The organism is Mesorhizobium sp. B3-2-1, assembly GCF_006439515.1.
In the GTDB taxonomy this organism is placed as follows: Bacteria; Pseudomonadota; Alphaproteobacteria; order Rhizobiales; family Rhizobiaceae; genus Mesorhizobium.
In genome coordinates this window covers 25,010-39,296 of record NZ_VFTI01000029.1, presented here as the reverse complement: position 1 = coordinate 39,296, position 14,287 = coordinate 25,010, and the positions used below count along the sequence as shown (strand labels likewise).

The 14,287-nt window shown below is 63.7% G+C and carries 12 protein-coding genes; 3 read left to right on the top strand and 9 right to left on the bottom strand.

Features of this window, described 5'->3' with window-relative positions:
- Positions 1–18: 18 nt before the first annotated feature.
- Positions 19–2,088, bottom strand: coding sequence for an NAD(P)-binding protein (locus tag FJW08_RS25290; RefSeq protein WP_140812748.1), 2,070 nt, complete (start codon positions 2,086–2,088; stop codon positions 19–21).
- A gap of 222 nt (positions 2,089–2,310) precedes the next feature.
- Between FJW08_RS25290 and argE the strand changes: the two genes are divergently transcribed.
- Positions 2,311–3,468, top strand: coding sequence for an acetylornithine deacetylase (argE, locus tag FJW08_RS25285; RefSeq protein WP_140812747.1), 1,158 nt, complete (start codon positions 2,311–2,313; stop codon positions 3,466–3,468).
- A gap of 15 nt (positions 3,469–3,483) precedes the next feature.
- On the opposite strand, the gene FJW08_RS25280 is transcribed toward argE, so the two are convergent.
- From FJW08_RS25280 to FJW08_RS25260, 5 genes are read right to left on the bottom strand one after another with little or no spacing between them, the layout of a single operon-like run.
- On the bottom strand, positions 3,484–4,419 hold the full coding sequence (locus FJW08_RS25280) for a LysR family transcriptional regulator (RefSeq protein ID WP_015316459.1): 936 nt from the start codon (positions 4,417–4,419) through the stop codon (positions 3,484–3,486).
- A gap of 49 nt (positions 4,420–4,468) precedes the next feature.
- Positions 4,469–5,959, bottom strand: a complete 1,491-nt coding sequence (locus FJW08_RS25275) for an aldehyde dehydrogenase (protein ID WP_140812746.1) — start codon at positions 5,957–5,959, stop codon at positions 4,469–4,471.
- A 21-nt stretch (positions 5,960–5,980) separates the two neighbouring features.
- Positions 5,981–6,655: a DUF1028 domain-containing protein gene (locus tag FJW08_RS25270; RefSeq protein WP_140812745.1), complete on the bottom strand. Its 675-nt coding sequence runs from the start codon at positions 6,653–6,655 to the stop codon at positions 5,981–5,983.
- 5 nt (positions 6,656–6,660) lie between these two features.
- Entirely contained in the window at positions 6,661–7,077 is a 417-nt protein-coding gene (locus FJW08_RS25265; RefSeq protein WP_140812744.1) for a RidA family protein, read from the bottom strand.
- A gap of 42 nt (positions 7,078–7,119) precedes the next feature.
- Positions 7,120–8,394, bottom strand: a complete 1,275-nt coding sequence (locus FJW08_RS25260; RefSeq protein WP_140812743.1) for an NAD(P)/FAD-dependent oxidoreductase — start codon at positions 8,392–8,394, stop codon at positions 7,120–7,122.
- 388 nt (positions 8,395–8,782) lie between these two features.
- On the opposite strand from FJW08_RS25260, the gene FJW08_RS25255 reads away from it, so the two are divergent.
- Entirely contained in the window at positions 8,783–10,402 is a 1,620-nt protein-coding gene (locus FJW08_RS25255; protein ID WP_140812742.1) for a GMC family oxidoreductase N-terminal domain-containing protein, read from the top strand.
- A gap of 137 nt (positions 10,403–10,539) precedes the next feature.
- Here FJW08_RS25255 and FJW08_RS25250 read toward each other — a convergent pair whose 3' ends face one another.
- From FJW08_RS25250 to FJW08_RS25240, 3 genes are all read right to left on the bottom strand, one after another.
- Entirely contained in the window at positions 10,540–11,298 is a 759-nt protein-coding gene (locus FJW08_RS25250; RefSeq protein ID WP_210241215.1) for an ABC transporter ATP-binding protein, read from the bottom strand.
- A 122-nt stretch (positions 11,299–11,420) separates the two neighbouring features.
- Positions 11,421–12,224, bottom strand: coding sequence for an ABC transporter permease (locus FJW08_RS25245; protein WP_140756545.1), 804 nt, complete (start codon positions 12,222–12,224; stop codon positions 11,421–11,423).
- Positions 12,225–12,316: 92 nt separating this feature from the next.
- A complete protein-coding gene (locus tag FJW08_RS25240; protein ID WP_140812740.1) occupies positions 12,317–13,300 on the bottom strand; it encodes an ABC transporter substrate-binding protein in 984 nt (327 codons plus the stop codon).
- A gap of 452 nt (positions 13,301–13,752) precedes the next feature.
- Between FJW08_RS25240 and FJW08_RS25235 the strand changes: the two genes are divergently transcribed.
- Positions 13,753–14,169 (top strand): HD domain-containing protein, encoded by a 417-nt coding sequence (locus FJW08_RS25235; protein ID WP_140757031.1) that lies wholly within the window; start codon positions 13,753–13,755, stop codon positions 14,167–14,169.
- Positions 14,170–14,287: the final 118 nt, after the last annotated feature.

Genomic DNA, 14,287 nt, shown 5'->3' with positions numbered 1-14,287 from the left:
CGCGCCCCCCGCGCGGTTCTATTCCGCCGCCAGCGCGGCGACTTCCCGCCGAAACGGCAATGCGTCGCCGATGTCGGGTTCGTCCAGCTCGCGGGCGAAGCGGTGGCCGGCATAGGTTGCCCAGGCGATGGGTCCAGGTGCTTCGGCATCGCCGATGACCTTGACCGAACGGATGCCGTTGTCGGCCCACTCGTTTTCCCGGGCCTTGAGATCGCGCCAAACGGCGTCGTCCTGATTGCGCGACGTGACCAGGACGACGGCATCGGCCGTCAGATCGTGTTTCGCGCCAGTGTAGACGCAGGCCGTCGCGACACCGCTTGAAGCGATATTCACGACGGTCCTGTTGAGCACGATATCGACCCCGAGTTCAGCCAGGCGACGGTGAATGGCCCCTTGCTCCAGCGTGTTGCGGGTCCAGTCCGAGACATAGGCCGATGGTGTCACCAGGGTCACCTTCGTTCCCTGACGCGCCATCAGCTCGGCCAGAACGCCGCCCATGTAATAGTGGTCGTCGTCGAACAGGACGACCTTGCCGGCCGGAACCTTGCCGGCCATCAGATCGTCGGGTGAGTAGACCGGCATCGCGGCGTCGATCGGCATCGCCACGACATGGGCACGTGCGACGCCATCGCGGCGCCAGGTCGATCCGGTGGCGATGGCGATGTTCTGGAAACCGAAGGACAGGATGTCATCCGCTGACAGCCGGCTTTCGAAATAGATGTCGACATCAGGCATCTGGCTGAGCTGATACTGCCGATAGTCGCGCACCCTGCCCCATGCCGATAGGCCCGGCAGTTTGCTTTCGCGCGCCACGCGCCCGCCGAGCTCGCTGCCGGCCTCCGCGATGGCCACTTTGTAGCCGCGCAGGCCGAGCGCACGCGCCGCCTCCAGTCCGGCAGGTCCGGCGCCGACGATCAGCACGCTGTCGCTGTCGCCCTTGACCTGCATGCGCTCCGGATGCCAGCCCTTGCGCCATTCCTCCATGAAGGTCGGGTTCTGCGTGCAGCGCGAGATCGACATGGTCATGTCGCCGGTGATGCAGATGTTGCAGCCGATGCATTCGCGGATGTCCTCGATGCGGCCCTCCTCGACCTTCCTCGGCAGGAAGGGATCGGCGATCGACGGACGGGCGCAGCCGATGAAGTCGAGCGTTCCCGACCTGATCATCCTAACCATCACGTCGGGCGAAGTGAAGCGACCGACGCCGACGACCGGCTTCGAGGTGAGCTTCTTGATGCCCGACACCAGGCTTTCCTGCGCCGCCTCTTCCTTGAAGCGCGACGGGCCCGAGCAATCCTCCCAGGCGCCGTGCGCGAGATCCCACAGGTCGGGCAGTTCGGCATGCATCTCGATCATGTCGCGGACTTCCGAATTGGCGAAGCCGAGCTCGCCGATCATCTCGTCCAGCGACAGCCTGAGCGTCAGGCCGCACGTGTCGCCGATCGCGTCGCGCCCTTCCTCGATCAGCTCGCGCATCAGCCGCGAGCGGTTTTCCAGCGAGCCGCCATATTCGTCGCCGCGCTGGTTGGTGGCCGTCGACAGGAAATGCTGGATGATGCCGAAGCCGTGCGCGCCATAGAGGCACACCAGGTCAAAACCGGCCTGCTTCGCGCGTTTGAAGGCATTGCGATGCCAGCGGCGCAAATCGCGGATATCCTGCTTGTCCATGGCGCGCGCCTGCACCGGATCGTTGGTGAAGGTGCGGATCGGCAGGGCCGACGGCCCGCGCGGCACCTCCTTGCTGTAGAGGTTGGGGCCGTTGATTCCGGAATAGGCGAGCTGGATGCCAGCCAACGCGCCGTGCTCGTGCATGGCTCGGGCCATCTTGGCCAAGGCCGGAATGTCGGCGTCGTCCCATAGCCGCAGTTCGATGAAGGGCGTGATCTCGGAAGTGTGGTGCATTTCCGTCTGCTCGGTGAAGATGACGCCCCATCCACCTTCCGACTTGATGCGGCGCATTTCTGCTGCCGCCGACGGATCGCGATAGCCGCCGCCATTGCAGTGCGGAACCTGATAGAAGCGGTTCTTGGCCGTTACCGGACCTATCTTCATCGGCTCGAACAGGACGTCGTAGCGTGGATCGCGCATGGTGCTTCCTCCGTACCGGCTCGGCACTGCCGGTGCTGCCAAGACTACTCATAAGTTGGAGCCGGCGCGGGAAAACTACGGATTTCTTCTGTGCCGATTAGGACGCGCCTAATCGCGCGCCGGCGCGGATTAGTCTGTGTTGAACCGGGGCTGAGCGAAATGCGACTTCAGAGCATCGGCGGCATGATGCTAGACAGCCGGACCCTACCGAGAGACAGGAAAATGGACAGTATCAGGACCCTCGAACGGCTGATCGCCTTCCCGACGGTAAGCCGCGACTCCAACCTCGATCTGATCGGCTATGCGGCCGACTTGCTCGTGGCGAGCGGCATTGCCTGCCAGATCGTCCACAGCGCGGATGGGCACAAGGCCAATCTCTTTGCCACCTTCGGCCCGCCCGGCAGGCCCGGTGTGATGCTCTCCGGCCACACCGACGTCGTCCCCGTCGACGGCCAGAACTGGACGCTGCCGCCGTTCCAAATGACCGAGCGCGACGGCAAGCTTTACGGACGCGGCGCGGCCGACATGAAGGGTTTTGTGGCCTCTGCGCTCGCCGCCTGCGTCAGGGCTTCCAAGATGGCGCTTCGGACGCCGTTGCATCTGGCGCTCTCCTATGACGAGGAGGTCGGCTGCCTGGGCGTGCGCGACCTGATCGAGATGCTGAGCGGGGCGCCGCAACGCCCGTTGCTGTGCATCGTCGGCGAGCCGACCAACATGCAGGTGGCGACCGGGCACAAGGGCAAGCTTGCCGCTCGCGCCGTCTGCAGGGGACGCGAAGGTCATTCGGCGCTCGCCCCGCTGGCGCTCAACGCCATCCACCTCGGGTGCGATTTCGTGCGCGCCTTGCGTGACGAACAGGAACGGCTGGCCCGCGACGGCGCCCGCGACGGCGACTACGACATTCCCTACACGACGGTACATGTCGGCAGGATCAATGCCGGCGTCGCGCTCAACATCGTGCCCAACCTGTGCCAGGTCGATTTCGAGATTCGCAACATTGCCGCCGACGATGCCACCGGCATTCTGGACAGGCTTCGCGACGCCGCGGCGCGCATTGCGCAGGACGCCGCTTCGATCGCTGCCGAGGCCGCGATCGACATCGAGATCACCAACACCTATCCGGGCCTCGACACGCCGGCCGCGTCGGAGGCGGTGGCCTTCGTCAAATCGCTGACCGGTGCCAACGACACGATGAAAGTCGCGTTCGGCACGGAAGGCGGATTGTTCAGCCGCGATCTCGGCACGCCTGCCGTCGTCTGCGGGCCGGGCTCCATGGCCCAGGGACACAAGCCGGACGAATTTGTCAGCGTCGAACAGTTGCGGCGTTGCGACGGGATGCTGGACAGATTGCTGGAACGGCTCACCGATGGCTGGCCGTGAGCCGCATGGCAGCCCTCACTTCACGATCCGTTCGGTGCCGAAGACGCCCTGCTCGACGACGAAGCGGCGGCAGTGGTCGATGAAGGCCTGCACCGTCAGCGTGCGATGCTCGGCGTTCGGCAAGGCAATTCCTATTGTGAGCGGTCGGAGGTCGCCCAGCAAAGGCACGAAGACCAGTAATTTCCCGTCCGGCGACATGGTGTTGAGCGGCCGCATATTGGCGATGCCGTAGCCGAAGCCATTGGCGACCATCGAGCGCATCACGGCGATGTCGCCGGTGCGCTCGACGATCTTGGGCCGCAGGCCCCTGGGCTGGAAAGCCGACAGGAAATATTCCCTGCTGTAGGGCAGATCGAGCAGCACCATCGGCTCATCGACCAGTTCCTCGGGTGTGATGCCTGCCTTTGCCGCCAGGCGATGCGCGGCCGGCAGCATCACATAGGCCGGCAACTGCATCAGCGGCTCGAAGGTCATGTCTTGCGACAGCTCCAGATCGTAGGTCAGCGCGGCGTCTATCTCGCCACGCTGCAGCATCTCGAACAATTGTCCCTGGTTGCGCTCGAATTGCCTGACGCGCACATCGGGATAGGCGTCCTCGAATTTCTTGCGCAGCGCCGGCAGCACGATCTGCGCGAAAGTGAGCAGGCAGCCGATCGCCAGCGGTCCGCGCACCTTTTCGGCGATATCACCGGCGATATCGTGCAGCGCGTCCGCGTCGTTGAGCAGGCGCGCCGCCTCCTTGAGGAACAGGCGCCCGCCCGCGGTCAGCGCCAGGGCATGCGAGTGCTTGCGCACGAAAAGCTGGACACCGAACTCGGCTTCGAGCTGAGCGATCGACGCCGAGATCGACGGCGGCGAGACATTCACCTGCTCGGCCGCCTTGGCGATCGAACCCGCTTCGCCAACGGCGACGAAATATTCGAGTTGTCTGAGCGTGAAGCGGAGCGGCATGGTGGCTATGTTGCCGGTTTGCGGCCGGTGATCAAGTCGCGGCCGCTTCTCAATACTTTATCCAGGTGGTCTTCAGCGCGGTGTATTTGTCGAGCGCATGCAGCGACAGGTCGCGCCCGAAGCCGGACTGCTTGAAACCGCCGAAGGGAGTCATCGGACTCAGCGCATCGACGGTGTTCACGGAAACCGTGCCCACGCGCAGCCTTTCCGCGAGGCGATGCGCCCGCGACAGGCTGTCGGTCCACACCGATGCAGCCAGGCCATAGACGCTGTCGTTGGCGATGCGAAGCGCCTCGTCTTCGGTGTCGAAGGCGATCACCGACAGGACCGGACCGAATATCTCGTCGCGGGCAAGAGGGTCGTCGGGCGAGACGTCGTCGAAGATCGTGGGCTGCACAAAACTGCCGCGCCCGTCGACGGCGACCCGGTCGCCGCCGGTCACCAGCCGCGCCGACTTCTTGCCGCCATCGATGAAACGCATGACGGTCGCGGCGTGGCGCGCGTCCACCATCGCACCCATCCTGGATGCGGGGTCGAGCGGATCGCCCGGCTGGATCGCCGTTGCCCGCTGCGCCAGTTTCTCGACCAGCGCATCCTTGATGCCGCGCTCCACCAGAAGCCGGGAATTGGCCGAGCATACCTGTCCCTGGTTGAAGAAGATGCCGAAGGCTGCCATGTCGGCGGCCGCGTCCAGATCGCCGCAATCGGCGAATACTAGATTGGGGCTCTTGCCACCGGTCTCCAGCCAGACCTGCTTCATGTTCGACTGGCCGGAATATTGCAGGAACATCTTGCCGACGGCGGTCGATCCCGTGAAGGCAAGGCAATCCACGTCCATATGGCGGCCAAGCGCCTGGCCGGCCGTCTCGCCGAGGCCGGGCACCACATTGAGCACGCCGGCGGGCAGGCCCGCCTCCATGGCAAGCTCGGCCAGCCTGAGCGCCGAGAAAGGCGACTGCTCGGCGGGTTTCAGCACCACCGAATTGCCAGCGGCCAGCGCGGGCGCGCATTTCCAGGTCGCCATGTCGAGCGGAAAGTTCCATGGCACGACGGCGCCCACGACCCCAAGCGGTTCCCGCCGCACCAAAGCGAGGTCACCCCGGCCTGTCGGCGCCACCTCGTCATAGACCTTGTCTATCGCTTCGCCGTACCACTGGAAGATCGCCGCCGACCCCGGCACGTCGATGGTCGCGGCGTCCTTGACCAGCTTGCCCATATCCAGCGATTCCAGCAGCGCCAGCTCCTGCAGGTTCTCGCGTAACAATTCCGCCAGCCGCAGCAGCACCTGTTTGCGATGCCGAGGGCTCGCTCGCGACCAGACGCCAGCCTCAAAACTGCGCCGCGCCGCGGCGACGGCAAGGTCGATGTCCTCTTCGCCACAGGAGGCCACCTCGGCGAGCGTTGCTCCCGTGGCCGGATTGATGCTGGTGAATGTCCGGCCGGAGCGCGCGGGCATCGTCTTGCCGTCGATGAACGCGCCGTCGCGAAAACGGATCGCCGACGCCTTGCCGATCCAATCCTCATGACTGAGTTCGCTCATGCTGGCTCCAGATTGTCGGGACTACTCGTCACCGGGAACGCCGTAGCTCGGCGCACCAGACGGATTGAGGGCGCGCGTGACATAGGCATCAAGCTGGGGCTTGTAGATATCCCAGAGCGTCGCCAACTGCTCGACCGGACACTCTTCGCTCCAGTCGCAACGCAGGTCGGCGACGGGCCATGAGACATCGCGCACCAGCTTCATGCCGGCGGAGCGGACAGGTCCCGCCTCGCCGCCGGCCCTGAGCGCGGCGCGCATGGTGGCGATCAGCCGGTCGCCGAGATCGCCTTCGGAGGCGAGAAAGGCGTCCACCATGGCTTGCGGAACCCTATCGTTGGCAAGCAGGTTGCCGCCGCAGGCGACGTCCTCGCCGCGCGCCTCGGCCCAGATGCCGAGCGCTTTCGGTCCCGAATGGATTGCGCTGCCGCCAGCCGCGTCGACCGCCAGGACCTGCCGGTATTCGCTGAAAGCGGCCGTGCGCTTCAGGATCGCGACGGCCTCAGTGGCGGAGGCGCCCCGCGCCATCAGCTCGAGCGCTCGTGGCCCGAGCGTCGGGTCCGTGACGTTCTGGCTGGCAACCGCCCCGACGCCCGCCTGCGCATAGGCGCAGCGGGCCGCGACCGCGGGAGATGACGAAGACACCGCCACTCCGAACATACCGGTGCGCCGGCACCGTGCCACGATGGAGAAGGTCATGGCGCTCAGTCCGGAATTACGGCAGTGCCGTCGATCTCGACCAGCCATTCCGGCCGCGCCAGGGCTGACACGACGAGGCCGGTCGAAACCGGATGCACGCCTTTGATGTACTCGCCCATCGTTCGGTAGACGGCTTCGCGATGGCGTACATCCGTCAGGTAGATCACCACCTTCACCAGATGTTCCATCGTCCCACCGCATTCCTCGATGAGCTGCTTGATGTTCTGCATGACCTTGTGGGTCTGCTCGACCGGATCGTGACTGCCGATGTTCTTGGCCGTGTCCAAATCCTGCGGGCACTGGCCGCGCAGATAGATCGTGCGGCCGCCGCGCGTGACGACCGCCTGGCACAGATCGTTGTCGAGCTTCTGCTCGGGATAGGTATCCTTGGTGTTGAAGGTGCGAATTCGCGTATGCGCCATGTTTGTCTCCATCAGGTCGGCTCGCAGCTGTCGTCGGCTTGGTCAGGCGTCCACGGGCTCGCGCTTCGCGGCGGCGTGGTAGGCCAGATATTTTCGCTGCGTCGAAATACGATCGGCGACGTGCTTGGCGTCGTGCCATACGCCCCAGATGAAACTGGAACCCCTTCGCGACTGCCAGGGCAACCCCAGGAAATAGATTCCTGGCTCTGTCGAGACGCCGCGCTGGTGCCTTGGCCGGCCCTTCTCGTCAAAGGCGTCGACCTTCAGCCAGCTATAATCGGCGGCAAAGCCCGTCGCCCAGATGATCGCCGCTATCCCGGCCTTGGCCAGGTGCAGTTCGCGGATCGGATTGGTCATGCATTCCGGATCCGTTTCGATCCGGCGGGCAGCGGGTTCTTCCGGAAGGTCGAGACCGTTGCGCGCGACATAGGCGTCGGCTTCGTCCAGCAGCGACATCAGATTGGTGTCGCCGCGGGCAATATTTTTCGCAAGATCAGGCGCGAAGCTCATCAGTCCGTCTTGGTAGGTCCTCGTCATGCCGACCAGGGTAAGCCCTTGCGCGGCCAGACGGCGGAAATCGATCGTTTCGCCGCCGCGCGCGCCACTCACCGCGATCGTGACATGTTCGGTGCCTGGTCCTGGGGTTTCGAGGTCCCATTTGCCGAGAACGCCCAGCCACCAACAGAAGTCGCGCCCGCGATAGGCCCGCGGCGGGCGGTCGTGCGGGCCGACCGAAAGATAGACGCGCCTTCCCGCGCGCTGGAGCTCGTCCGCGATCTGCACGCCCGACGATCCCGCTCCGACCACCAGCACCGCGCCCTTTGGCAATTGCGCGGGATTGCGATACGCGCTGGAATGGATTTGCAGGACGCCCGCCTCCGCTGGCACAACGGACGGAATGACGGGGACCTGGAAAGGTCCGGTCGCGGCGACGATGCTGTTGGCCTCGATCACACCATCGGACGTCTCGACCCGGAAGCCGGGCCGACCGACATTTCTTTGCACAAGCCTGACCTCGACGCCGCTGCGGATCGGCGCATCGATCTGCTTTGCGTAAGCGACAAAATAGTCGGCAACCTCCTCCTTGGAGGGAAAGCCATCGGGACCCGTAATCGGAAACTCCATGCCCGGGAAGCGGTCGTGCCAGGCCGGGCCATTGGCAACGAGGGAGTCCCACCTCTGCGAGCGCCAGCGCTCGGCAATGCGGCCACGTTCGAGGACGAGATGAGGCACTCCGCACTTGCTCAGGTGCTCGCTCATGGCCACTCCCGCCTGGCCGCCGCCAACGACAAGCGTGTCTATCGTCTCAACCGACATGCCCAGTCCTCTCCTGACCATCCGACAGCTCCTGCCGCACGGAACGAAAGCCGATTTCCGGCGGCTGGCGGATGCAGCCCGGGGTGATCCCTTTCACCGTGTTCCAGACAGGCCGTGTGTCATCCGGTCGTCTCGTTATTGGCGCTCACAAGTAGCAGCACGTGCCGGTGGGCGCCCATAACGAATCTCCGAAGTCACGCGTAACCATTTCCGAATTTCTCGCGCCGATAGACGCATCTACAGTTTCAGCGGTCGGATCCGCAGCGCCGCATGAGGTGGCGGGCGAAGCCGGGCATGGGTCGGCACGAAACTGGTTGCGGAACAGAATGCGCTACCGCAGCCGCCCGTTCCGCGATGCCTCGAGCGCCGGCATTCTCAAGGGGCCGGCATGAAGACCGAGAGCTATGATTACATCGTCGTCGGAGCGGGTTCGGCCGGCTGCGTGGTGGCCAATCGGCTGAGCGCCGATCCGTCGGCCAGAGTGTGCCTGATAGAGGCCGGCGGCAGCGACGACAGCCTGCGGGTAAAGGTGCCGGCAGGCATCCTGTCGCTCTATGGCAACCCGAATTACGACTATTGTTTCGTCGGCGTGCCACAGCCCCATCTCAACAACCGCAGCATTCCGGTCAACCGGGGCAAGGCGCTGGGCGGATCAAGCTCGATCAACTCGATGGTCTATATTCGCGGCGCTGCGGACGACTATGACGAGTGGGCCGGGCTCGGCTGCGCAGGCTGGGCCTACAGCGACGTGCTGCCTGTGTTCAGGAAGCTTGAGCGCAACCTGGTCGCCCAGGACCCGCGCTATCACGGCACGGACGGCGAGTTGATGGTCGACAATCCGCGCGATCCGAACGTGCTTTCCGGCGTGTTCGTCAGGGCTGGCGAACGTGCCGGCCTGCCCGCCAATGGAGACTTCAATGCCGAGAGCCAGTTCGGCGTCGGGATCTACAACGTCACGCAGAACCGGGGCCAGCGCTTCAGCAGCTTCACCGCTTTCATGCGGCCGGTGCTCGATCGCAAGAACCTGACGCTGCTCAGCGCATGCGAGGTGATCGACATCGTCATCGCCGAAAGGCGCGCGACCAGACTGCGCGTGCGCCATGACGGCCAGCAAAAAATACTCGCGGCGAGCCGCGAGATCGTGCTCTGTGCCGGGGCCATCAACTCACCCAAGATCCTGATGGCGTCCGGCATCGGCCCCGCGGAGGAGCTTCGGCAGATCGGCATCACGCCGGTTCTCGACCTGCCGGGTGTCGGCAAGAACCTGCAGGATCATATAGACGGCATGATCACCGTGCGCTCCAGGAGCACCAGGACGCTCGGCCTGTCGCTTGCCAACCTGCCCCGCATCGCCGCAGCGCCCTTCCAGTATTTCGTGCGCCGCAAGGGAATGCTCACAACCAATTACGTCGAGGCCGGCGGCTTTGCGAAAACCAGGCATGCGAACGGCCTGCCCGACATTCAGTTCCATTTCGTGCCGGGCTATCGCAGCCATCGCGGCAGGCTCATCGAATACGGCCACGGCTATGCCATTCACACCTGCGTGCTCAGACCGAAAAGCGTGGGCGAGATCAGATTGTCACGGGACAGTTCTCGCCGCGACGTTCTCATCGACCACCGCTTCTTCGCCGATGAAGACGACGCCATGGTGCTTGTCGAAGGCATCAAGATCGCGCGCAAGATCCTCGCCGCGTCCGAGTTCGATCCAGTGCGCGGCAAGGAAATGCTTCCGGGCAAGGATGTCCGCAGCGACGACGAGATCCTCGCCTATCTGCGCGCCGAAGCGCTGACCGTCTACCACCCTGCCGGTACCTGCAAGATGGGGACGGACGCGATGGCGGTCGTTGATCCGGCGACGCTGAAGGTGCGAGGCGTGGACGGGCTCCGGGTCGCCGATGCATCAGTCATGCCGAAGCTGATCGGCGGCAACACCAACGCGCCAAGCATGATGATCGGACAGAAGGCCTCGGAGATGATCCTGGGCTCGGCGCATCAGGGCGAAAGATAAAGACCGCCTCGCCTTCGGGATTTGAGCGCGGCTCAGCGTCTGGTATCACTGAACTGCGCCAACCAAGCACGTCGTTCTCCCAAGACCGCCGCACACCCTCGGGAAGAGCCCGTGGGCATGCGTTTGGGTGACATGCATCAATGATCCTCGTCGATCTCGTCGTGCAAAAGGCCGAGGATGCGGCGCTTGAGCGCGATGAACTCGGGTTCGAGGATCACATCCATCGAGCGCGGCCTGGGAATGTCGACCTTGATCTCGGCCTTGATCTTGCCGGGCCTGGCCGTCATCACCAGGACACGATCACCCAGGACGAGCGCCTCGTCTATGTCGTGGGTAACGAACAGCACGGTCTTTTGCTGCCTCTCCCAGACGCGCAAAAGCAGTTTCTGCATGGTGCCGCGAGTCTGGCTGTCCAAGGCGCCGAAGGGCTCGTCCATCAACAGAACGGCCGGGTCGTTGGCAAGCGCGCGCGCGATCGCCACGCGTTGCTTCATGCCGCCGGAAAGCTGGGCAGGGTAGTGGTCGGCAAAAGGCGCGAGGCCGACTTCGTCGAGATACTGGTCGGCGATCTGCTTGCGCCGCCCCGCCGGCAGGCCCTTGCGCTTGGGCCCATACTCGATGTTGGCGCGCACGGTGAGCCAGGGAAACAAGGTGTAGCTCTGGAACACCATGCCTCTGTCGGGGCCGGGTTCGATCACTTCCCTGCCATCGACCTTGATGCTGCCCGAAGTCGCGTAATTGAGGCCGGCCGCAAGGTAGAGCAGGCTGGATTTGCCGCATCCCGAAGGGCCGACGATGACGCAGAACTCGTTCTTGGCCACCTTCAGCGACACATCGTCCAGCGCCAGCACGCCGTTGGCGTCGCCGTAACGCAATGTCACGTCTTCGATGGCCATCGTCGTACCGGTCGAGCGCGGATCGCCGGTCGTCGCGGCCGTGCCGGCCAGATCGTTCGCCTTGATGGTCTCGCTCATTGCTACCCTTGATCCGACTGCGGTTTGCGAGTTTGCGTTCAAAATCAGGATGCCCATGGCGCGACCCTCGCCCGGATAATGCGGAACGCCGTGTCTGTGATGAGGCCCAGAAGCCCTATCGCGGCGATCGCCATGAAGATCACGTCGACCTGGAAGCCTCGCATCGCCTTCAGGCTGATATAGCCGAGGCCGCTCGACGCGGCGACGAGCTCGGCCACGACCAGATAGGTCCAGGCCCAGCCCATGGTGACGCGAAGCGTGTCGAGGATCGCTGGAAGCGCGGCCGGGAAAATGATGTGCCACACGGCTTCGCTGCGCTTGGTGCCCAGAGTGTAGGAGGCGTTGACCAAATCCCTGGACACGCTGCGCGCGCAGTCGGAAATCATCACCAGCTGCTGGAAGAAGGTGCCGAAGAAGATGACCGCTATGCGCTGTTCGATACCGATGCCGATCCAAAGGATGAACAGAGGCACGAAGGAGGTCACGGGCAGGTAGCGGATGAAGTTGACCAAGGGTTCCAGGGGCGCCTGCACCACCCGGTAGGTCCCCATCCACAGCCCCAGGGGTACCGAGATCAGCGAGGAGACGATGAAGCCCAGGATCACCACCTTGGCGCTGGTCAAAGTGTGATAGAAGAGGCTGCCGTCCAGAGACATGCGATAGGTCGTCTGCAGCACGGTTCCGGGCGTCGGCAGGAACATGTTCGGCACGACGCGGCCGTAGGACAGAAGAGCCCAGCCGCCGATCACGACCACCCACATCGCCAGCGCGAGTGTTGTTGCCGTGCTGGCGGGAATGTTGGCGAATGGGGTCGTCAGGCGCGTCCACGCCGTCCGCCTCTGTGCCATGGGTGGCCTCCGTTGATTTTCTGAAGCGCGAAGCTCTGGCCTGCCGAAAACCGGGATCGGCCCAGACGGACCGACCCCGGTTTCTCGAACGATCACTGCTCCTTGATGAAATCGGTATCGAGGATGGTTTTCGCGTCGATCGTCATCTTGAGCTTGCCGGCCTTGCCCCAGATGTCCTGCGCGAAGTTCACCAGTTCGGACGCCTCGCTCTTCTGCGGCGTGCCGAAGAACTCCAGGTTACGATCGTGGTCGTAATAGCGCACGCCTTTGGCGCCGGCCGCGAAATCCTCTGGCTTTTCGAGATAGCCGCCAATGCCCTTGGCCATGATCTCATAGGCCTTTTCCGGATTGGTCTTGATGAATTCGACCGCCTTGTAATAGCCCTTGACGAGGCCCTTCACGTCCTCGGGATGCTTTTCGATGAGATCGCATTTGAGGGCGATCACATCCACGATCAGGCCAGGGGTGGTCGTGGAATCGATCAGCACCTTTCCCTTGCCGCCCTTGCGGACTTCGGTGAGGTGCGGCTCCCAGGTCACGGCGGCGGGAACCTGGCCGGCGATGAAGGCCGTCGCCGCGTCATCGGCGGTCATGTTGGTGATGGTGACGTCGTCCTCGGTCATGCCTTCCTTTTTCAGCAGCACATTGAACCAGAATTCGGAAACGGAGCCCTCGTTCAAGGCCACCTGCTGGCCCTTCATATCCTTGAGCGACTTGACGTCGGGTTGTGTGACGACGCCATCACCGCCGTGGCTGTCGTCGAGCGCCAGGACATATTTGAAACAGAGATCGTCCGAGCGGTATTTCATCAGTTCGTCGACGGTGGAGGCGGCGCCATCGAGATCGCCACCGGCGACCGCCGCCATGTAAAGCGCTGATTCTTCTATGACCTTCAGGTCGACATCGACGCCGGCTTCCTTGAAGTAACCAAGGTCGCGGGCAAGAAACAACGGGCCGTAGCCCACCCAGGTCGTCATGCCAAGGCGAATGGCGCCCGCGTTGGCAGGAGCGGCAAGCCCCAAGCCCAGCAAGCCTGCGCCGACCGCGCTCATCAGGCGATTTCGGAAAGTCTTCATCGTCGTGGTTCCCCTATGGCTGTTGCCGGCATCGGCCTCATTCAAGCGGCGTATGCCGGCTCTTGTTTTGGCAGCCGCTCTTGTTTGGGCGTCGCCTCCCAAGCGAGCCTTGCGTGTTCTAAGGTCCGCAAGAGAGCATTCGGGCCGGATCGCAAAAAGAAGTCTTTTTCTGCCTATTGCTTCGTCGAAACCGAAGCGGTCCATCACCGATCGGCGGCCTGGTTCTGGGACCCCTGGCCGGTCCATTTCCGTCGGCCCGTCGACCGAAGCGGCGTCGATGCCATGGCGCTCGAAGAGACGGGTGTCCCGTGCGGGAACCGCTCCTGCAAAAGGCACAGGAACCGACGCCGGCGGCCGGCGTTTTGCTGCGGGGTGGATCGCATGCGAAACCAGGAAGCGGGTGGTGCCTGAAGGCAACGCGGCTCGCTGGCCGAAAGGGCGGAGATCATGTGATGAGTATTTTCTATCGGGCGGCCAAGATTGCGGAGCAGGCCCATGCATCGCAGCACGACAAGACAGGAGGCCCCTATATCGACCATTGCCGTCGAGTGGTCGACGCTGTCGAGACGATGGACCAGAAAGTCGTCGCCTATCTGCACGACGTCCTGGAAAAAAGCGACGGCTGGAACCGGACCAGACTCGAAGAGGCGGGCTTCGGACCGACGATCGCCGCAGCGGTCGATGCCATGACACGCAGAGAAGGCGAGGACTATTTCGCATTCGTACGCCGGGCTGCATCGAACCCATTGGCGTTGCCGGTAAAACGGGCGGATTTGACCGACAATATCTGGCAATCACGACAGATCGGAGCATCCACGGCCAGATATGAAGAGGCGCTGCGCATTCTTGACGACGAGTTCACCAAGTGAATGCAGGGATGCTGGCGGCAAACGCGCCACGGCATGCCACATGCGCCACCGGTCGATGCCCATAGCCGCGCGATTTGGCCAAGATGCATGATTGCGGGACCAACCCGTTTGGTAATTT

Coding starts and splice junctions, on each gene's coding strand:
- FJW08_RS25290 (WP_140812748.1), bottom strand. CDS start 2,088: ATGCGCGATCCACGCTACGACGTCCTGTTCGAGCCGATGAAGATAGGT.
- argE (WP_140812747.1), top strand. CDS start 2,311: ATGGACAGTATCAGGACCCTCGAACGGCTGATCGCCTTCCCGACGGTA.
- FJW08_RS25280 (WP_015316459.1), bottom strand. CDS start 4,419: ATGCCGCTCCGCTTCACGCTCAGACAACTCGAATATTTCGTCGCCGTT.
- FJW08_RS25275 (WP_140812746.1), bottom strand. CDS start 5,959: ATGAGCGAACTCAGTCATGAGGATTGGATCGGCAAGGCGTCGGCGATC.
- FJW08_RS25270 (WP_140812745.1), bottom strand. CDS start 6,655: ATGACCTTCTCCATCGTGGCACGGTGCCGGCGCACCGGTATGTTCGGA.
- FJW08_RS25265 (WP_140812744.1), bottom strand. CDS start 7,077: ATGGCGCATACGCGAATTCGCACCTTCAACACCAAGGATACCTATCCC.
- FJW08_RS25260 (WP_140812743.1), bottom strand. CDS start 8,394: ATGTCGGTTGAGACGATAGACACGCTTGTCGTTGGCGGCGGCCAGGCG.
- FJW08_RS25255 (WP_140812742.1), top strand. CDS start 8,783: ATGAAGACCGAGAGCTATGATTACATCGTCGTCGGAGCGGGTTCGGCC.
- FJW08_RS25250 (WP_210241215.1), bottom strand. CDS start 11,298: ATGGCCATCGAAGACGTGACATTGCGTTACGGCGACGCCAACGGCGTG.
- FJW08_RS25245 (WP_140756545.1), bottom strand. CDS start 12,224: ATGGCACAGAGGCGGACGGCGTGGACGCGCCTGACGACCCCATTCGCC.
- FJW08_RS25240 (WP_140812740.1), bottom strand. CDS start 13,300: ATGAAGACTTTCCGAAATCGCCTGATGAGCGCGGTCGGCGCAGGCTTG.
- FJW08_RS25235 (WP_140757031.1), top strand. CDS start 13,753: ATGAGTATTTTCTATCGGGCGGCCAAGATTGCGGAGCAGGCCCATGCA.